This window comes from Hymenobacter ruricola (assembly GCF_015694525.1).
In the GTDB taxonomy this organism is placed as follows: Bacteria; Bacteroidota; Bacteroidia; order Cytophagales; family Hymenobacteraceae; genus Hymenobacter; species Hymenobacter ruricola.
In genome coordinates this window covers 703053-722747 of sequence record NZ_JADQDM010000001.1, presented here as the reverse complement: position 1 = coordinate 722747, position 19695 = coordinate 703053, and the positions used below count along the sequence as shown (strand labels likewise).

Sequence of the window (19695 nt, the reverse complement as noted above, 5' to 3'; positions counted from 1 at the left end):
AGAAACCACAGATAACAAAAAGCCCCGGCGCATTCGCGTCGGGGCTTTTTGTTGTTGGGTCTGGTCGGGCTATGCGGCGCGGCCCATCTGGCGCAGGAACATGACGTGCGAAACCACGGCGGTGCGGGTGCGGGCGTAGTTGTTGTAGGTGATGTCGAACTCGGCGCACACCTGCTGCACAATCTTGCTGATGGCGGGGTAGTGCACGTGCGAGATTTTCGGGAACAAGTGGTGCTCAATCTGGAAGTTGAGGCCGCCAACCAACCAGCTTACCACTTTATTATCAGTAGCAAAATTGGCGGTGGTGCGCACCTGATGGATGGCCCACTCGTCTTCCAGCTTGTGGGTGGTGGCGTGGGGCACGGGGAAAGCCGCGTCTTCCACGGTGTGGGCGAGCTGGAATACCATGCTCAGGACCAGGCCGGCCACGGCCGTGCTCAGCATGAAGCCGGCCAGCCACGGCAGGAAGCCGACCAGGTAGATGGGCAGGGCCACGTACAGCAACAAGTTCAGCACTTTAAAGCCCCAGAAGCTGACGTGCTCGCCGGTGTTCATGGGCTTGAGGCCGATGGCGCCGATTTGACGGGAGAAGTATTTCTGGTAGTCCATGGCAAAAATCCAGGACGTGTAGAGCATGCAGTAGAGCGCCCAGAAATAGAAATGCTGGTAGCGGTGCAGCGCGTGCTTGGGCTGGTCGGGTGTCATGCGCATCCAGGGCTGGATGTTGATGTCGTCGTCGTGGCCCTCAATGTTGGTGTAGGTGTGGTGGATGAGGTTGTGCTTGGAGTTCCACATGTAGGGGCTGCCGCCGAGCACGCCCAGCGTGTAGGCCGCCAGCTTATTGACCCAGGCAAAGCGCGAAAAGCTGCCGTGGGCGCCGTCGTGCATCACGTTGAAGCCAATGGCGGCGATAACGCAGCCCAACAGAGCACATTCAAGCAGGGCCCAGCCCCAGGCGGGCGTGAAAAACACCAGATGCACGTAAAGGGCGGCCATCATTCCCACGAGCAAAACGCCCTTGAAGATGAGACTGAAGTCACCAGTCATCCGCTGCCCCGATTCCTCGAAATAGTGATTGATACGGGTTTTGAGCTCGGTATGAAACGAGCGGGTTGCAGCGAACTTGGGCAGGGCCATAGGCAGGTTTGGGGGGGAATAAAATCAAAGGTACCCCTTCCTAACCCTATACGGCAGAACTTAATTCAGGTACGCGTGCCAGTTCTGGTCGATGGTGCCCGCCGAGAGCTTGAGGAAGCCCGCCAACGTGGGCTTTTTGGGCTGCTGCCGGATGGTCAAACCGGCCTCGTTGGGCGTGTGGTGGCCTTTGGCGTGGTTGCAGCGGGCGCAGGCCGTGAGCAGGTTGGTCCACGAAGATTCTCCGCCGCGCGAGCGCGGCATGACGTGGTCGAGCGTTAAATTTTTCGTAGAACCACAGTACTGGCACTCGAAATGGTCGCGCTTAAAGATGTTGTGGCGGCTCAGGGCAATGCCTTTGTAGGGCACGCGCACGTAGCGTTGCAAGCGAATGATGCTCGGCTTGGGAAAAGATTGGGAGATGGTGCGCAGGGTGCCGTGGTCCGACTTGGCCACCATCTCCGCCTTGTCGAGAAACAGGAGCACAAACGCCTTCTGCACGCTGCACAGGGTAATGGCGGTATAGTCGCCATTCAGCACTAACACTTTTTGGTCCATACACGCTTGGGGCTCGGATAACCCGCCGAAAGCTAGCGGTTTCCAAGCAGATAAACAAGCGGGTTTGGGTTAAGTTCAGCCGAGAGAAAATGTTAAAAAGACCGTCATGCCGAGCGCCAGCGAAGCATCTTTACTGCAGCCGTAAACTATTCACTATTGCGGTAGAGATGCTTCGCTGGCGCTCGGCATGACGGTCTTTGGTCTTCTGTTCTACTCCTCCCCTACTCCGGCAGCAGGCGCTTGATGAGGCGCAGCTTGTGCGAGTAGCGCTGCCGCTCGCGGTTGAAGATGCCGTTGTGGTCGAGCGGGTCGATGCGGACTTCGCCGTGGGCGTGCAGAATCTGGCCTTCATCCAGCACCATGCCCACGTGCACGATGCGGCCCTCGGCGTTGTCGAAAAAGGCGAGGTCGCCGGGCCGGGCCTGGGTCACGAAGTGCACCTGGCGGCCGTGGTCAATCTGCTGGCGGGCGTCGCGCGGGAGCTGGATGCCCACCAGGCCGTAGAGCTGCTGGCACAGCCCGGAGCAGTCGAGGCCGAAGATGCTTTTGCCACCCCACACGTAGGGCGCCTTCAGGTACATGAGGGCGATTTTGCGCAGCAGGGCGGCCTGGCGGGCGTGGTCGGGCGCGGCGGTGGGATTGGTGGCAGTGCCGTTGAAGAAGTAGTTGCGCTCGCCGATGCGCACGTTCATGCCGTCGAAAAACGGCAGGCGGCAGCCCAGCGTGAGCGGAATTTTGGTGGTGGCGTCGCTCACGGCCTGCACTACGTCGAGAGCGCGCGGGTGGTCCTGGGCGCACCAGGCGGCGTAGTACTCGGGCGAGACGGGCGTGTGCTGCTTGAAATCAATCCAGCCCACGTAGTCGTCGGCCGCCAGCTGCACTTGCAGCCAGCTGCCGTCGGTGACCAAAATCTGGTAGCATTCGCCAAACAGGAGTTGGGTGACGAGTTCGGCCCGGTCGTTGGGCTCGGCGCGGACGGGGACGGCGCTCAGGGCGCAGATGCCGGGGTTCAAAGTGGTGAGGTGGTGAAATGGTGAGGTGGTGAGTTGACGCAAAGAACGGTAGCCGTGGGCTTACTCGCCATTTCGCCATTTCACCTTCACATTCGCTCCATGTCGCGCTTTTGGGCTTTCTCTTTGAGGTCGTTGCGCTTGTCAAAGAGCTTTTTGCCCTGGGCGAGGGCTATTTCGATTTTGGCAAAGCCGCGGTCCGTCACGAAGAGGCGCAGCGGGATGATGGTCAGGCCCTGGTCCACGCTTTTGCCGGCCAGCTGCTTGAGCTCGCGCTTGTTGAGCAGGAGCTTGCGGGCGCGCATGGCGTCGTGGTTGTTGTAAGTACCTAAGGAATAAGGCGCAATGCGGATGCTGTGAATCCAGAGGTCGCCTTTGTGGTCGAAGGTGCAATAGCCGTCGGTGAGGTTCACGTTGCCCTCGCGAATGCTTTTTATCTCGGTGCCCTGCAGCATCACGCCCGCGTCGTACTTGGCCAGGAAGGTGTATTCGTGGCTGGCGCGGCGGTTTTTGATGTTGATGATGACGGGTTTGTCGTCTTTGGCCATTGGGCTAATTGTCGGTTACGCGTGGGCAGTTGCCAGGCCCCTGATGGACGGGCCGGCAAAGGTAGGGTCCTAACGCAGGGCCGCTACTTCAGTTTCAGGCGCGGGTCGGGGCTGGTGAGCTGGGTGGCAAAGTCGCCGGCTTCGTACTGGAAATGCGCGGTCATGGCCACCATGGCGGCGTTGTCGGTGCAAAACTGAAATTCTGGAATGAACACCTGCCAGCCCTGGGCGTCGGCTTCGGCTTCCAGGGCGGTGCGCAGGCCGGAGTTGGCGGCCACGCCGCCGGCCAGGGCCACTTGCGTGAGGCCGGTGTCGGCGGCGGCGCGGCGGAGCTGGCGCAGCAGCGTGGCCACGATGGTGTGCTGGATGCTGGCGCAGAGGTCGGCCAGGTTTTCCTGAATGAAGTCCGGGTTGGCGGCGGTTTCTTTTTTCAGGAAATAAAGCACCGCCGTTTTCAAGCCGCTAAAGGAGAAGTCGTAGCCCGGCATGGCGCCCACGGGGAAGGCAAACCGCGCGGGGTTGCCCTGGCGGGCCAGCTTGTCGAGATGCGGGCCGCCGGGGTACGGCAGGCCGAGCAGCTTGGCCGTTTTGTCGAAGGCTTCGCCGGCAGCATCGTCTATGGTTTGGCCGATGACGTCCATCTCCATGGCCGATTTCACCACCACCAATTGCGTGTGCCCGCCGCTCACGGTGAGGCAGAGGAAGGGAAACTGCGGCTTGGGGTCGCGGATGAAATGGGCCAGAATGTGGGCGCGCATGTGGTTCACGGCCAGCAGCGGCTTATCCAGGGCCAGGGCCAGGGTTTTGGCAAACATCCCGCCTACTAACAAGGAACCGAGCAGACCCGGGCCCTGCGTGACGGCCACGGCGTCGAGGTCGGCTTTGGTGAGGCCGGCTTCTTTGAGGGCGGCCGTAACGACGGGCAGCAGGTGCTGCTGGTGGGCCCGCGAGGCCAGTTCGGGCACCACGCCGCCGTACTGCTCGTGGACTTTTTGGGTGGCCACGACGTTGCTCAGCAGCTGGCCGCCGGCCAGCACGGCCGCGCCGGTGTCGTCGCAGGAAGATTCGATGGCGAGGATGATGGGATGAGCGGGCGAAGCCATAGTAATTAGTGCAGATGCTTTGAAGTAAGCTGTAGCGCGGACTTTGCAGTCCGCGTCCCCGGCGGATACCCGAACTGTGCGGCGACGCGGACTGCAAAGTCCGCGCTACTGGTAGACGAATCGGCCGGCCAGGTCGATATTTTGGGCTCATTTGGGCCCGACCGCCGGACCGGAACGGCAAAGTTCGCGTTACTAACCCGAATTGGCCGTAAGGAAGCGAACCGCGGCCCGGCCCCGGCCGTTCCATTGGCCTGATAATTGGCTGAGCGGCTTGGCGGTTGACTCAAGCCACCAAAAAACCGCAACTTTGCGGATTAACCCGCGTTTTTCGCTTTCAACTGTTCTGCTCCGGTGCGTCGTTTCTTCGCCATTCTGCTGAAAATACTGCTGGGCCTGGGGCTGCTGGTGGTATTGGCCGTGGTGGGCGCGCTCATTGCCTTGCGGGTGCCCAGCGTGCAAACCCGGCTGGCCCACGAGGCAGCCGACGTGCTCACCCAGAAGCTGGGCCAGAACGTGACCATTGGGCGCGTGGATGTGCGCCCCTTTTCCCGGGTACTGCTCGACAGCGTGCAAGTGCAGGACCGGCGCGGCGGCGAGCTGCTCAGCATCGGGCGGGCCGACGCGGACATCTCGCTGTTCTCGGTGTTTGACCCGCGGCACCTGCACATTGCCACGCTCACGCTCCATGAGCCGCGCTTCGAGCTGCGCAACCTGCCGGGCCAGCCCGATTCGACCACCTTCAGCCAGTTTATGGCGGCCGTGAAGCGCATGATTGGGCCCTCAACGGACACGACCAAATCCAAGCCGTTTGATTTTCAGGTGGGCAGCGTCGCGCTGCGCAACGGGCATTTCGCCATTCAGAAAGACGACGTGCCGCGCGCCAAAACCTACGGCCAAAGCATTGACTACGACCACCTGCTGGTGGACAGCATCTACGCCGACATCTCCAACATCCGGCTCGGCGATACGCTAGGTCTGCGCATCAGCCACCTGCACGCGGTGGAAACGCCCTCGCAGTCGCAGCTGCGCGAAATCACGGCGGACATGACCTACGGGCCGCATTTCTGGGAGTTTAAGGACTTGAGCTTGCGCGTAGGCCGCAGCCAGATTAAGGACTACGTGCGGTTTGAGTTCCGGGTGTTCACCAACTTCACCGACTACAACGACTCGATGAAGACCATTGCGCGGCTGCGCGGCTCGGAGGTGTTTTCGGACGACATCGCCAAGTTTGCGCCGCAGCTGCGCGACCTGCACGAGTCGGTGAAGCTCTCGGGCGACGCCGCGGGCTACGTGCGCAATTTCAAGGTCGACAACTTGGACGTGCGCTACGGGCAAGGCACCCACATCGTGGCCAAGCGCGCCAACGCCGAGGGCCTGCCCAACTACAAGGAAAGCTTTATTGACTTGCGCATGCTGCCGTCGGTGGTGCGCACCAGCGACCTGAAACACTGGCTGCCAGCCGCGGCCAACAAGCTGGTGCAGAAGCTGGGCACCGTGAAGCTGGAAGGCTCGGTGCTGGGCTTCTACGACGACTTCGTGGCCAATGCGTCCTTCGACACGGCCCTCGGCTTCGTGGCGACGGACGTAAACCTGAAAACCAAGTCCGACCTCACGCACGCCGCCTACGAGGGCACGGTGCGCAGCAACGGCTTCCAGCTGGGCCGGTTTTTGGGCGACGAATCGGTGATTCGGGACGTGACGCTGAACGGGCGCGTGGCCGGCGTGGGCTTCTTGCCGCCGTTTGCGCGCGGGCAGGCCTCGCTCGCCATCCCGGCCATCTGGCTGAACGGCTACCGCTACCGCAACCTGTCGCTCAACGGCGACTTTCACCAGCAGTCCTTTAGCGGGCACGTCACGGCCAACGACCCCAACGTGAAGCTGGTGGGCGACGGCCACATCGACCTCGACCGCGAGCACCAGGACGTCGACATCAAGGCCAAAATAGAGCGGGCCGACCTGCGCGCGCTGGGGCTGATGAGCCAGCCGCTCATCGTGGCCACCACCACCGACGTGAAGTTCCGCGGCGTGCAGCTCGACTCGCTGATTGGGCACGCCTACCTGCGCAAGTCGCGCTTCACGCTGGGCAAGCGCCAGCTCCGGCTCGACACGCTGGACCTGATAAGCACCCGCAATCGCCTGAACCAGCGCGCCATCACGCTGCGCTCCGAAGCCGTGGATGCCCGCGTGGCCGGCGCCTTCAACACCTCCGACGTGGTGCGCGACGTGCAAACGCTGCTCACCGAGTACCGCCTCAACTTCGAGAGCAACGCCGCGGCCACGGCCGACTACTACCGCCGCAAGCGCCAGCGCGACTTGCCGGTGTACCAGGTGGACCTGCGGCTGCACCTCAAGAAGCCCAACCCGGTGCTGGCCCTGTTTGTGCCCGAGCTGCGGGTGGCCGACGGCAGCCGCATCGACGGCTCGTTCCGCAACGGGGCCACGTCGATTTTCCAGCTCGGCGGGCACCTCGACAGCCTGCGCTACGGCCCCGTGCAGACGGTGAACAACGACTTCGACTTCCTCACCTCGAAGCTGCCCTACAAGCCCGACATTCTGGCCCAGGCCAGCGTGACCAGCGACCGGCAGGTGCTGCCGGGCCTGGGCAAAACCGAGAAATTCATCCTAGAAAGCGTGTGGGACCAGCAGCGCATTAATTTTTCGACTTCGCTGGCCCAAACCGGCACCACCAACAAGGCCGTCATCAACGGCTCGATGGGTTTCCTGCCGCGTGCGATTGAGGTGGTGTTCCGCCAGTCGGGCGTGCATTTGCTGGACAAAGACTGGACCATTGCGGCCAACAACTCGGTCACGATTTCCGATTACGGCCGCGAGTACGACGTGAAGAACCTGACGTTCAGCAACGGCGTGCAGTTTGTGGGCGCGCAGGGCTTCATCTCGCCCGATGCCAGCAAGCCGCCGCTGCAACTGCAGGTGAAGGACTTCCAGCTGGCTACCCTCAATGCCCTCACCGGGCAGCGCCTGGGCGGCCGCGTGAACGCGCAGGGCACCCTGAGCGGCGTGTACGGCCCGCTCACCATCAGCAGCACGCTGGGCGTGGACTCGCTGACTTATGACGGCACCCTCATTGGGCAGGTGGCCGGGCGCGGCGACTGGGACAACACCGCCAGCAAGCTGCGCGTGAACCTGGACGTGGCTCGCGCCGGGCAGTCGGTACTGACCGTGCTGGGCGACATTGCCCCGCGCGACGAGCGGAACCAGCTCAACCTCACCGGCACGCTGAACGATGCGCCCATTGTGCTGGCGCAGCCGTTTTTGGGCTCCATCATGAAAAACCTGGGCGGCACGGGCCGCGGCGAGCTGCGCCTGACCGGCTTGTTTGGCTCACCCAACCTGCTGGGCGCGGTGGACGTGAGCAACGGCCGCTTCACGTTTGGCTACCTGGGCACCACCTATACCTTTGCCGACCGGGTTTTCTTCACCAACACCAGCATCGCCTTCCGCAACATCAAGCTACGCGACGCCCTGGGCAACACCGGCACCGTGGACGGCGTGGTGAGCCACCGGGGCTTCAAAAACATGAGCCTCGACATTGCGGCCAGCTTCCGCAAGATGCAGGTACTCAACACCACGCGCAAAGACAACGACTTGTATTTTGGCACGGCCTACGCCACCGGCACCGCCCGCGTAACCGGCCCCACCGACGACCTGAACGTAGTGGTGCGCGCCACCAGCGAGGCCGGCACGCGCCTCTCGCTGCCCTTCGACAAAGCCGCCAGCGCCGAGAAAGCCAGCTACATCAAGTTCGTGAACAACAACCCGGCCGGCGACACGGCGCAGCTGCGCAAGGCCAGGCTCGTGGCGGCCCAACAAGCCAAAATCGACCTTTCGGGCATCACGCTCAACATGAACCTGACCGTGACGCCGGACGCCTACCTCGAAATTCTGCTGGACGAAAGCACCGGCGACGTCATCCGGGGCTCGGCGGCGGGGCAGCTGCGCATGGCCATCGACACGCGTGGCGAGTTCAACATGTTCGGGCAGGTGGAAATCACGCGTGGGGCTTACAATTTCACCTTGCAGGGCCTGGTAAACAAAGAGTTTGTGGTGCGTCCGGGCGGCGTGATTTCCTGGAACGGCGACCCGCTGGCCGGCGAAATGAACGTGACGGCCACCTACACGCAGCGTACTTCGCTGGCCCCCGTGCTTGGCATTAATTCTCAAAGTGGAGGCGCGGCCGTGGTGCCCGTGACGGCGGTGATGAACCTGACCGGGCCACTGCTGTTACCGGCCATCAAGCTCAACATGGAATTCAACGACGCGCCCGGCGCCTTACAAGCTTCGCTCACCAACTTTATTACCTTGCTGCGCAACGACGAGCAGGAACTGAACCGACAGGTTTTCAGCCTATTGGTATTCAAACAGCTTTCGCCGCTGGGCTCCTCATTGGGCAGCACCATTTCGCTGCGCGGCCAAGACAACACGGTGCAAAACAGCCTGGGCCAGATTCTGAGCACGCAGCTGGGCCTGCTCACCTCGCAAATCGACCAGAACCTGGAAATTGACTTCAACATCAACGGCCTCACGGCTGAGCAGCTGCAGGCGCTGCAGGTGCGCCTGAGCTACTCCTTCCTCAACGGCCGGCTGCGCGTGACCCGCGAAGGCGGCTTCACCAGCAACGCCAACATCGTGGGGCTGCCCAGCGCCGGCACCGGCAACACCGCCGGCCAGGCCTCGCTGCTCGGCGACCTCAGCCTGGAATACTATCTGCGCCCCGACGGCAAGTTCCGCACCAAGCTGCGCTACGAGACTACCCCGCGCGACCTGGAAACCATCAACCAGCCCCGCGCGGGGCTCTCGCTGCTGCACACCGAGCAGTTCGACACCTTCCGGGAGCTGTTTACCCGCAAAAACCCGAAAAAGAAGGAGCGCCGCACGCAGCGAGTCCGGGAAGGCAAGGAAGTGCTGACCGTGGACGAGGACCCGCGGACGAACCTGTAGGGTTGGGGCTTATTGCAGGTAGCCCATGTAGCCGTTGTAGAAAGCCCGGCCGGCGCGAAAGACCTTGGCCGCGTCGGGGCCCGAGTTGTCCCACATGCTGGCCACGTAGCCGGCGTGGCCGGGAGCGGAGTGGGCCGTGGCCGTGGCGGCATTTTCGCGAATGAGTTGCGCCGCACGGTCTTTCACGACCAGCTGCTCTTCTTCGGAAAGCTGGTAGAGCTGCGGGTAGGTGGCTCTTATTTGGGCAGTTAGGGCCTCCTGGCTGGCGTAGTGGGCATTGAGCTGGGCGGGGGTGCGGTACGGGTCGGGGCACTCCGTTCCGTTCTCGAAGTGGGCTTGCAAATCGGCGCGGCGCGCGGCCTTGCCGGCTTCGGTCAACCCGTTGTAATACGCTTCGTCTTCGTTCAGAAACCGTTCATTGGCAAGCACAAACGAACGCACCACCGGGTCGGCGGCCATGGTAGTGGCAAGGTCGGCGGAGGTACTGGGCTGCGGCGTGGCGGCCACGGCTAGCTCCGCGGCCGGGTCTTGGCGTTCGCAGGAAAAAACGCCCGCACTCGTCGCCGACAACGCTGCTACCAACATGATTTTTCGTTTGGCATTCATAAAAGAAGGGGTGTGCCCGGCGGTGTTGCCGTTGGCCTAAACATAGTAATATTTTATCTTTTCTCAAACCTTAATTTTCTTCGCCGGCCCGGGGGCGGCTTGCGTATGGCGGCTGGCAGCTTTCTACCTTTGTTTTTCCATGCCCCAAGTACACAAGAAAAAATTAGGCTCTTACCCCACCCTGCTCGTGGTGTTCAGCATCACGCTGGCGCTGGTGGTGATTGGGCTGTTTGGCCTGCTGCTGGTGCACGCCCACAAGCTCTCGCAGGTGGTGCGCGAAAACCTGGAAGTGCAGGTGTACCTCGACCGCGACCTGCCCGAAACCGAGCTGCTGCGCCTGCAGCAGGACCTGGGCCAGCTGCCCTACGTGGCCGAGCGCGACGGCAAGCCCCAAATCCGGTTCGTGAGCAAGGAAGAAGGCGCCCGCCAGTTGCTGCAAAGCACCGGCGAGGACTTCCGCCAGTTCCTCGGCGACAACCCGCTGCGCGACGCCTACGCCCTCAAAATCAAGCCCGAATATACCGACACCCTGCACCTGCGCCAGCTGGAACGGAGCGTGAGCGCCCAGCGCGGCGTGTTCGAGATGCAGTATCCGCAGGATTTGTTCGCCAGCATCAACAATAACCTGACGCGGGTGAGCCTGGTGCTGCTGGGCTTCGCGGCGGTGCTGGTGCTGGTGGTGGTCATCCTGATTAACAACACCATCAAGCTGGCGCTGTTTTCGCAGCGTTTTCTCATCCGCTCCATGCAACTGGTGGGCGCGACGCGGCTCTTTATTCAGCAGCCGTTTCTGCGCCGCGCCACCTGGCAGGGCCTGGCCAGCGGCGTGCTGGCGGCGCTTATTCTCATTGCTTTGCTTCAATACGCCTACCTGGAAGTGACGGAACTACGCCTGCTGCGCGACGACGTGAACCTCGGCCTGCTGCTGCTGGGCGTGGTGGGGCTGGGCGTGGTCATCGGCTTTTTCAGTTCGGCCCGGGCCGTGCACAAATACCTCAACATGTCGCTCGACGACTTGTATTAGAACGTCATGCTTCGCTCCGCTCGGCATGACGTTCCTTCAACATTGAATAATTCCTTTATTATGCAACCCACCAAACCCGCTCCGCACTTCGCTTTCGGTCCCCGCAATTTCCGCCTGATGTGGCTTGGCCTGGCCGTGCTGGCCGCCGGCTTCATCACCATGATGTTTGGCGATAAAGAAAACTACGGCGAGGATTTTCTCGGCATCACGCTCGGGCCGCTGCTGCTCGTGGTGGGCTTCGGCATCGAGTTCGCCGCCATTCTAGTGCGCGACAAGACTTTGGTGCCAAGCCCGGCAGCGCCGACTTCGCTTCCAGGCCTCACGGCCGATGCCGTGGCGGCCGCCAACGCGCCGGCCGCGCCAGTTGTTCCGGCGGCCCCGGCCTACAAGCGCCCGTAACATAATGGCTAGCAGTTAATGGCCAATGAGAAATCTGTTAGCCGTTAACCCCTAACCGTTACCCACTAACCGTTAAAAAATGACCTATTGGCACGCGCTGCTCCTCGCCATTGTGGAGGGGCTAACTGAGTTTTTGCCCGTTTCCAGCACCGGCCACATGATTATCGCGTCGGCGCTGCTGGGCATTCCGGCCACGCCGTTTTTCAAGCTGTATCTGGTGGTCATTCAGTTGGGGGCCATTTTGTCGGTGTTCGTGGTGTACCTCAAGCGCTTTTTCCAAAGCATCGACTTTTATCTGAAGCTGCTGGTGGCGTTTTTGCCCATTGTGCTGGTGGGCCTGCTGTTCAAAAAGCACATCGACGCGCTGCTGGAATCGGTGACGACGGTAGCCGTGATGCTCGTCGTGGGCGGCGTGGTGCTGCTGTTCATCGACAAGTGGTTTCCGCAGGAAGAGCCCAACCAGGGCGGCCACCCGGTCACCAACCCCAGCTTCAAGGAAGCCCTGATTATCGGCCTGTTTCAGTGCTTGGCGGTGGTGCCGGGCACCAGCCGCTCGGCGGCCACCATCATCGGCGGCCTCACCCAGAAGCTCACGCGCCGGGCGGCGGCGGAGTTTGCGTTTTTCCTGGCCATGCCCACCATGGCGGCGGCGGCCGTGAAGGACATTTACGATTACTACAAGGAGGCCAAAGCCCACGGCGTGGACGTGATGCACCTGTTTTCGGGCGCGGAGTTGAAAATGCTGCTGCTGGGCAATGTGGTGGCTTTTGTGGTGGCGCTGCTGGCCATTCGGCTGTTCGTGGGCTTCGTGGCCCGGTATGGCTTCCGGGCCTTCGGCATCTACCGCATCATTGCGGGCGGCATTCTGCTGCTGATGCTGGCGTTGAAACTTCCTTTGCACGTGCTATGAGTACCAAAAGCCTGGCCGATTTCGATTTTGAAACGGGCGAAGTCCTGCTTCTGGACAAGCCCCTGACCTGGACTTCCTTCGACGTGGTGCGCAAGGTGAAAAACGCCCTGCGCATCAAGAAAATCGGCCACGCCGGCACCCTCGACCCCCTGGCCACCGGCCTGCTCATCCTCTGCACCGGCCGGAAAACCAAGGAAATCGACCAGATTCAGGCCCAGGAAAAGGAGTACACCGGCACCTTCCGCCTCGGCGAAACCACGCCCAGCTTCGACCTGGAAACGGCCGTGGACATGGCCCGCCCCTACGCCCACCTCACCGAGGAGCAGATTCGGGCCGCCGTGACGCCCTTCCTCGGCCTCATCCAACAAACGCCGCCGCTGTTTTCGGCCGTAAAAATCGACGGCAAGCGCGCCTACGAAATTGCCCGCCAGGGCCTGGACGCCGAAATCAAATCGAAAACCGTCGAAATCAAGGCTTTCGAGCTGACGCGCATTGCGCTGCCGGAAGTGGATTTTCGCATCGTGTGCTCCAAGGGCACGTATGTGCGCAGCCTGGCGCGCGATTTTGGCGTGGCGCTGGGCTGCGGCGCCCACCTCACGCGGCTGGTGCGCACGCGCATCGGCGAGTTTCGGGTCGAAGATGCGTTTTCGCTGGAAGCCATTCAGGCCCTGCGCCCGCCGCGGCCCGAGGGTGAAAGCGACATCCCGCGCCGGGAGCGGCCCAAAACGGCGCCCAACCGCGCTGGCTTGCAATATTTTGCCGCTTTGCAAGCCGATGCTTTGGCTGCCAAGGAGCATCAAGCAGCAGCAGGTACTGCCGCTGACGCTGGGCCGACGGAAGCGCCGGAGTAGAGACGCAACATGTTGCGTCTCGTCGTTGAACGAGTCGTTGAACGACGCCTACACGGAAGCCGAACGCCCCCAGGTGGCGCGGACGACGAGACGCAAAATATTGCGCCTCTACGCTGTTCAAACCAACGCCCGTTACCTTCGCGGCACAGTTTCACTTCACCTTTTCGCTTCTCCGGCGCTTTCAATGCACGTCATCCGCGACCCGGCCCAGTTTCCGTTTCTTGGCAATGCCGTTGTCACCAGCGGCACCTTCGATGGCGTGCACCTGGGGCACCAGCGCATTTTGGGGCGGCTGCGCGAGGTGGCGCAGGCCAGCGGCGGGCCGTCGGTGGTCATTACTTACTGGCCGCACCCGCGGCTGGTGCTGGGCCCACCGCCCTCCCACCCCGAGCTGCTGGAACTGCAGCTGCTCAACACGTTGGAAGAGCGCATAGAGAAGCTGGCTGAATTTGGCGTTGATTATCTGCTCATCGTGCCCTTCACCCGGGAGTTTGCGCAGTGGACATCGGAAGAATACATCCAGCACCTGCTGCTGAAGACCGTGGGCGCCCGGCAGCTCGTCATCGGCTACGACCACCGCTTTGGCAAAAACCGGGAAGGCGGCTTCGACTATCTGAGCCAAAACGCTGACCGCTACGGCCTGACGGTGGAAGAAATTCCGCGCGAGGACGTGGACGCCGTGGGCGTGAGCAGCACGCGCATTCGCCACGCCCTGCGGCAGGGCGACGTGGCCACCGCCAACCGCTACCTCGGCTACCCCTACCCGCTCACGGGCCGGGTGGTGCACGGCCAAAAGCTGGGCCGCACGATAGGCTACCCCACCGCCAACCTCGCCACCACCGAGCCGCTGAAGCTGGTGCCGGCGCGCGGCATTTACGCGGTGTGGGCCACCACGGCGGCGGGCCCGCGGCACCCGGCCATGCTCAGCATTGGGGTGCGGCCCACCATTGGCAACGATTTGGCCCAGACCATTGAGGTGAACCTGCTCGACTTCAGCGGCGATTTGTACGACCAGCTGCTGACGCTGGAGTTCGTGGCCTGGCTGCGGGCCGAAGAAAAATACGACGGCCTGGACGCGCTAACGGCCCAGCTGGCGTTGGATGCCCAGGCCACGCGCGCGGCGCTGGCGTAGGCTTCTTGTTTATTTTAGTTCATGTCTTTCACTATGAGTTATTTCCGCTTATTAATAATAAGCTGCTTTTTGCTATTCACTGGCCAAGCAGCGCAGGCTCAGGGCAAGCTCACGGGCGTGGTGCGCGACTCGGCCACGAATGAGCCCCTGTCGTTTGCCAGCGTGTTTCTGGCCAATACCACCTTGGGCGTGACGACCACGGAGCAGGGCACGTTCGTGTTTCCGAAAGTGCCGGCCGGCACCTACGATATCGTGGGCTCCTACGTGGGCTACCGCCTGGCCAAGCAGAACATCACCGTGGGCAAAGAGTCCCAGGAAGTGAACCTCAAGCTGGCTTCGAACGGCAACCAGCTGGGCGAAGTGGTGGTGAAGCCGGCCCCGAACAAGCCCGAGGAGTATCAGAAATTCTCGCGGCTGTTTTTGGGCGGCAGCACGTTTTCGGCCCAGTGCCGCATCAGCAACCCCGACGACGTGCAGGTGCTCTACGACGACTCGACCAAGGAGCTGACGGCCCAGACGAAGGGCTTTTTGCAGATTGACAACGAAGCCCTGGGCTACCGCCTGAAGTACTACGGCCTGCAGTTCTCTTTCAGCGACAACGACCATTCGGTGTTCTATTACGGCCAGCCGGTGTTTGAGGAGCTGAAGCCCAAAGACGAGCGCCAGCGCAAGCTCTGGGCCGCCAACCGCCTCACGGCCTACAAAGGCTCGTTCATGCACTTTCTGCGGAGCGTGTACAACGACCGCCTCAAGGCCGAAGGATTTTATACCCAGCAGATTCGGGTGTTTGAAAACCCCAAATACCTGCGCGCCGAGGAGCAGCGCAAGGCCCTGGTGGCCGGCAAGCCCGACGGCGCTTACACCGCCGCCGAGCAGGACTCGCTGGACCAGTGGGACGGCCTGGCGCCCATGCTGGCCACGCTCAACCAGCAGCCGCTGCCCATCGACAGCATCCGGCGGGTGTCGCCCAACGGCAAGCGCACGTTTCTGCGCTTCAACGGGGAGCTGCAGGTGGCCTACTTCGGCGAGGCGCCCGACCCGCTGTATAAGCGGCCGATGTCGCCGCTGGGCTACCCGAAACCGCCTTTTCCGACCGGCCCGCGGCAGGTGTCGCGCCTGAAGCTGCAGGGGCGCGAGGCCCAGTTCCAGGCCAACGGCACGCTGCTGAACCCGCTGGATGTGTTCAACGGCGAGTACTGGGGCTTCGAGAAAATCGGAGAGTTTCTGCCGGTTGATTACGTGCCGGGCAGCCTGCCGCCCGCCGCCGGCCCCGCCCGCCCCTAATGCGTCGGTACCTGCTGCTTCTGCTTAGTTTGGTGTTAGCGCCAGGGTTGGCCCGGGCCCAGGGCAGCCTGAGCGGCGTGGTGCAGGACTCGGTGACGCACCAGCCGCTGGCCTTTGCCAGCGTGTTTCTGGCCAACACGACCCTGGGCGTGACGACCACCGAGCAGGGCACCTTCGTGTTCAAAAGCGTACCGGCCGGCAGCTACGACGTGGTGGGCTCCTACGTGGGCTACCGCCTGGCCAAGCAGCCCGTGACCGTGGGCGCCGCCCCGCAGGAAGTGACGCTGCGGCTGGGCCCGACGGCCAACCGGCTGGGCGAAGTGGTGGTGCGCCCCAACCCGCACCGCGCCGACGACTACCAGAAATTTGTGGAGCTGTTTTTGGGCCGCAGCACGTTTTCGGCGCAGTGCCGCATTCGGAATCCAGACGATGTGCTGGTCGATTTTAATGCGGACGCCAACGAACTGACGGCCTCTTCCTACAAGTTCGTGCAGGTGGATAATCAGGCGCTGGGCTACCGCATCAAGTACTACGGGTTGCGCTTCGTCACCAATTTTAACCAACACGTGGTCAGCTTCTACGGGCAGCCGGTGTTTGAGGAAATGAGCGGCAGCGCCCGCCAGCAGCGCCGCTGGACTGCCAACCGCGCGAAGGCCTACCACGGCTCGCTCACCCACTTTTTGCAAAGCGTGCGCGACGGCGACCTCACCGCCGGCGGCTTCCTGGCCCAGCGGCTGCGCATCATTCCCAACCGGCGCTTTGCGCGGGCCGACAGCCTGGCCCGCCAGCTGCGCAACGAGCGCATGGGCACCGTCTTTTCGCGCGCCGACCAGGACTCGCTGGCGCGCTGGGCCCGGGTGCCGCAGGCTTTTTCGATGCTCTACACCAGGCCCCGGCCGCTGGACAGCCTGCGCCGCGTGTCGGCCGATGGCCAGCACGTTTACCTGCGCTTCGTCGACAACCTGCAGGTGAGCTACCTGCGCGAGGGGCCCGACCCGCTTTACCAGCTTCGCACGGCGCTGCCCACCAACGCGCCCTTGCCGCCGAGCGACCGGCAGGTGTCGCAGCTTATCCTGCTGGAGCCTGAAATTGAGATTCAGCCCAACGGCCAACTGACGAACCCGCTGGGCGTATTCACCGACGAATACTGGGGGTTCGAAAAAATGGGTGAATTTTTACCCGTCAATTACCGGCCGCCGGCCCCGGCGGCCGCCCCTTCCCAACCCACCCCATGATAGATAAAACCGTCTCGAATGCCCAGGAAGCCCTGCAGGGCCTGGCCGATGGCATGACTTTGATGCTCGGCGGCTTCGGCCTGTGCGGCATCCCCGAAAACTCGATTCAGGAAATCCTGCGCCTCGGCGTCAAAAACCTGACCTGCATCTCGAACAACGCCGGCGTCGATGATTTCGGCATCGGCCTGCTGCTGCAAACCAAGCAGGTGCGCAAGATGATTTCGAGCTACGTGGGCGAAAATGCTGAGTTTGAGCGCCAGCTGCTGAGCGGTGAATTGGAAGTCGAGCTCATTCCGCAGGGCACCTTGGCCGAGCGCTGCCGGGCCGGCGGCGCGGGCATTCCGGCCTTTTACACGCCGGCCGGCTACGGCACGGAGGTGGGGGAAGGCAAGGAAAGCCGCGAGTTCAACGGCAAAATGTACCTGCTCGAAACCGCCCTGCACGCCGATTTCGCCTTCGTGAAAGCGTGGAAAGGCGACACGGCCGGCAACCTCGTCTACAAGGGCACGGCCCGCAACTTCAACCCGATGATGGCCACGGCCGGCAAAATCACGGTGGCCGAAGTGGAAGAGCTGGTGCCCGCCGGCGAACTCGACCCCAACCAGATTCACACGCCGGGCATTTTCGTGCAGCGCATCTACCAGGGCGAGCGCTACGAGAAGCGCATCGAGCAACGCACGGTGCGGGCCGCTTTGTAGAACCAACCAGCGGCCTGAGTTATGCGAGTTGCGCTGCGTATCCGTTTGGTGCTGGGGCTAGTGGTGCTGCTGATGGCATTGGTGCCGGTGGCGTTTGGGGTATACCTCAACGAAACCAGCCCGGCGCCTACTACGGCCCGGCTGGCCGGCCGCTGCTCGCGCTACTGCGAGGCCCACAACTGCCCGCACGCCACGCCGGCCAACAGTCCGGCTTATTTCCGGCTGCGCCCAGTCTATAACGCGACGGTGCAGGGCCTGATGGGCGGCGGGCGGCAGTGGTACGCCACGGTCAACATCGCCTTTTACCTCGTGCTGATTCCGCTGCTGCTGCTGTGGCTCACGTATGGGGCGCTGCGCAACGCGGTGCTGATTCGGCAACTAAAGTCCCTGCGCCGTGAATAATTTGCTGGCAGTGGGCGCCCGGTTGGTGCGTTTTGCGTTCTGGTACTGCACCGATTTCATGGTGAACCTGGGCAACCGCACGCATACTTCCTACAACGAAGCCAATGCCTGGGTACTATTGCTGCTCATTCCCGGGGTGCTGGCTTTGTTGGTGGGCGTGCACCTGGTGCAGTGGTTTCAGCTGCGCCGCCTGGCCGCCGCCCGGCGGGCGCCCGTTTCTTCTCCTGGCCCGGTGGGCCGCTAGCTGGTTAAATTCGTTATGCTTCTACCCAAAAAATCTTTCGCCCTGCTTCTGCTGCTGAGTGGCTACGGCGCCGCAGCCCAGGTGGCCGCGCCCGCCCGAAAAGCGCCGCCCCGCCCGGCCATCAAAAGCACGTTGCTGCCCGCCATCGGAGGCCCGGGCACGCGGGCCAGGCTGCTGGCCGCCGCCCCGCCCACCGTGGACCCGGCCGAAGCCCAGCGCATCGACCAACTGCTGCAGGAATACACCGCCGACCAGCCCGGCACGGGCCCGCTGGCAAAAGTGCTGAACGATGGCAGCGGCAAAGTGCTGCTCCGCCCCAACAAGCGCGTGCCCGGCGCCATTGCCCTGGTGATGCGCGACGGCAAGGTGCTGTACCGCAAAGCCGTAGGCTACGACGATTTCGTGCAGCAAACGCCCCTGCGCACCGACGCCATCGTCCGCATTGCTTCCCAAACCAAGGCCATTACCAGCATTGGGTTGATGCTGCTGTACGACGAAGGCAAATTCCAGCTCGACGACCCCATTTCAAGGTACTTGCCGGCGTTCAAAAACCCGAAAGTGCTGGCCACGTTCAACGAGAAGGACACGACTTACACCACGGTGCCAGCCAAAAGCGAAATCACCATCCGGCAGCTGTTCACCCACACCTCGGGCATCAGCTACCCCGTGATTGGGACGAAGGAAGCCCGCGCCATCTACGCCAAAGCGCATATTCCGAGCGGCATCGGCACGCCGGCGGGCTCGCTCGCCAAGTCCATGGATGCGCTGGGCACCCTGCCGCTGATGCACCAGCCCGGCGAGCGGTTCACCTACGGGCTGAGCGTGGACGTGCTGGGCCGGCTGATTGAGGTGCTTTCGGGCCAGCCGCTGGACCAGTACCTGCGCACGCGCCTGTTTGAGCCGCTGGGCATGAAAGACACTTGGTTTTACCTGCCCGCCGACAAACAGAACCGGCTGGCTGAACTCTACACCGAAAACGCCGCGCACCAAACCGTGTTCATGGAGCCGCATGACGGCATGTATCCAAACTATCCGAAAGCATCGGGCGGCACCTATTTCTCGGGCGGCGCGGGCCTCTCGTCCACCATCGACGACTATGCCCGCTTCCTGCAAATGATGCTGAACAACGGCTCCTACAACGGCCGCCAGTTGCTAAAGCCCGCCACCGTGGCCCTGATAACCCAGAACCAAATGGGCGACGTGAGCCAGGGCGGCAACAAGTTCGGCCTGGGCTTCAGCATCACCACGGCCCAGAGTGCGGCCCGGCAGCCGTTCGGCCTGTCGGAAGGCTCGTATGAGTGGGGCGGCATTTTTGGCACCACCTATTGGGTCGACCCTAAAGCCAAACTGGTGGCGTTGATTTACACCCAGAAATACCCCAGCGGCACGGCCGGCGACCTGGCGGGCAAGTTTAAGACGGCCGTTTATCAGTCGTTTGTTGCTGAGCAAAAGCCGTAAGCCTGTCATGTAAGCAGAACGTCATGCAGAGCGCAGCGAAGCATCTTTACTGCTCAATGCAATTAATTACTACAGCAGTAAAGATGCTTCGCTGCGCTCTGCATGACGGCCTTTTTAAACTTCATTCCCACCCCGAACAC

At 62.4% G+C, this 19695-nt stretch carries 18 protein-coding genes; 12 read left to right on the top strand and 6 right to left on the bottom strand.

Annotated elements, in window-relative coordinates:
• Nucleotides 1-69: 69 nt before the first annotated feature.
• The 5 genes from I2H31_RS03195 to tsaD form a co-directional block, all read right to left on the bottom strand.
• Entirely contained in the window at nt 70-1137 is a 1068-nt protein-coding gene (locus I2H31_RS03195) for a fatty acid desaturase family protein (protein WP_196291544.1), read from the bottom strand.
• Between the two features lie 60 nt (nt 1138-1197).
• Nucleotides 1198-1692, bottom strand: a complete 495-nt coding sequence (locus tag I2H31_RS03190) for an HNH endonuclease (RefSeq protein WP_196291543.1) — start codon at nt 1690-1692, stop codon at nt 1198-1200.
• Nucleotides 1693-1913: 221 nt separating this feature from the next.
• A complete protein-coding gene (locus I2H31_RS03185) occupies nt 1914-2747 on the bottom strand; it encodes a C40 family peptidase (protein WP_230687406.1) in 834 nt (277 codons plus the stop codon).
• 44 nt (nt 2748-2791) lie between these two features.
• On the bottom strand, nt 2792-3250 hold the full coding sequence (gene smpB, locus I2H31_RS03180; protein ID WP_196291542.1) for an SsrA-binding protein SmpB: 459 nt from the start codon (nt 3248-3250) through the stop codon (nt 2792-2794).
• An 83-nt stretch (nt 3251-3333) separates the two neighbouring features.
• Nucleotides 3334-4353, bottom strand: coding sequence for a tRNA (adenosine(37)-N6)-threonylcarbamoyltransferase complex transferase subunit TsaD (tsaD, locus tag I2H31_RS03175; protein ID WP_196291541.1), 1020 nt, complete (start codon nt 4351-4353; stop codon nt 3334-3336).
• A gap of 351 nt (nt 4354-4704) precedes the next feature.
• Between tsaD and I2H31_RS25580 the strand changes: the two genes are divergently transcribed.
• A complete protein-coding gene (locus tag I2H31_RS25580) occupies nt 4705-9312 on the top strand; it encodes a translocation/assembly module TamB domain-containing protein (RefSeq protein ID WP_196291540.1) in 4608 nt (1535 codons plus the stop codon).
• A gap of 9 nt (nt 9313-9321) precedes the next feature.
• Here I2H31_RS25580 and I2H31_RS03165 read toward each other — a convergent pair whose 3' ends face one another.
• Nucleotides 9322-9918 carry a hypothetical protein gene (locus I2H31_RS03165; protein WP_196291539.1) on the bottom strand — a complete coding sequence of 199 codons (597 nt, stop codon included), beginning with the start codon at nt 9916-9918 and terminating at the stop codon, nt 9322-9324.
• A 139-nt stretch (nt 9919-10057) separates the two neighbouring features.
• Here I2H31_RS03165 and I2H31_RS03160 point away from each other — a divergent pair, with 139 nt between their 5' ends.
• From I2H31_RS03160 to I2H31_RS03110, 11 genes are all read left to right on the top strand, one after another.
• A complete protein-coding gene (locus I2H31_RS03160) occupies nt 10058-10942 on the top strand; it encodes a cell division protein FtsX (RefSeq protein WP_196291538.1) in 885 nt (294 codons plus the stop codon).
• A 60-nt stretch (nt 10943-11002) separates the two neighbouring features.
• Nucleotides 11003-11341, top strand: coding sequence for a DUF3098 domain-containing protein (locus tag I2H31_RS24990; RefSeq protein WP_230687404.1), 339 nt, complete (start codon nt 11003-11005; stop codon nt 11339-11341).
• Between the two features lie 79 nt (nt 11342-11420).
• Nucleotides 11421-12251, top strand: a complete 831-nt coding sequence (locus I2H31_RS03150) for an undecaprenyl-diphosphate phosphatase (protein WP_196291537.1) — start codon at nt 11421-11423, stop codon at nt 12249-12251.
• Nucleotides 12248-13102, top strand: coding sequence for a tRNA pseudouridine(55) synthase TruB (truB, locus tag I2H31_RS03145; RefSeq protein ID WP_196291536.1), 855 nt, complete (start codon nt 12248-12250; stop codon nt 13100-13102). Before I2H31_RS03150 ends, truB begins: the two co-directional genes overlap by 4 nt.
• Nucleotides 13103-13286: 184 nt before the next feature.
• Nucleotides 13287-14234, top strand: coding sequence for a bifunctional riboflavin kinase/FAD synthetase (locus I2H31_RS03140; protein WP_196291535.1), 948 nt, complete (start codon nt 13287-13289; stop codon nt 14232-14234).
• A 69-nt stretch (nt 14235-14303) separates the two neighbouring features.
• A complete protein-coding gene (locus I2H31_RS03135; protein WP_196291534.1) occupies nt 14304-15518 on the top strand; it encodes a carboxypeptidase-like regulatory domain-containing protein in 1215 nt (404 codons plus the stop codon).
• Nucleotides 15518-16753, top strand: coding sequence for a carboxypeptidase-like regulatory domain-containing protein (locus tag I2H31_RS03130; protein WP_196291533.1), 1236 nt, complete (start codon nt 15518-15520; stop codon nt 16751-16753). The genes I2H31_RS03135 and I2H31_RS03130 overlap by 1 nt, the downstream gene beginning before the upstream one ends.
• Nucleotides 16750-17451, top strand: coding sequence for a CoA transferase subunit A (locus I2H31_RS03125; RefSeq protein ID WP_196291532.1), 702 nt, complete (start codon nt 16750-16752; stop codon nt 17449-17451). Before I2H31_RS03130 ends, I2H31_RS03125 begins: the two co-directional genes overlap by 4 nt.
• A gap of 21 nt (nt 17452-17472) precedes the next feature.
• Complete coding sequence (locus I2H31_RS03120) at nt 17473-17853, top strand: hypothetical protein (RefSeq protein WP_196291531.1); 381 nt, start codon at nt 17473-17475, stop codon at nt 17851-17853.
• Nucleotides 17846-18097, top strand: a complete 252-nt coding sequence (locus tag I2H31_RS03115) for a hypothetical protein (protein WP_196291530.1) — start codon at nt 17846-17848, stop codon at nt 18095-18097. Before I2H31_RS03120 ends, I2H31_RS03115 begins: the two co-directional genes overlap by 8 nt.
• A 15-nt stretch (nt 18098-18112) precedes the next feature.
• A complete protein-coding gene (locus tag I2H31_RS03110) occupies nt 18113-19555 on the top strand; it encodes a serine hydrolase domain-containing protein (RefSeq protein WP_196291529.1) in 1443 nt (480 codons plus the stop codon).
• The last annotated feature ends 140 nt before the right edge of the window (nt 19556-19695 follow it).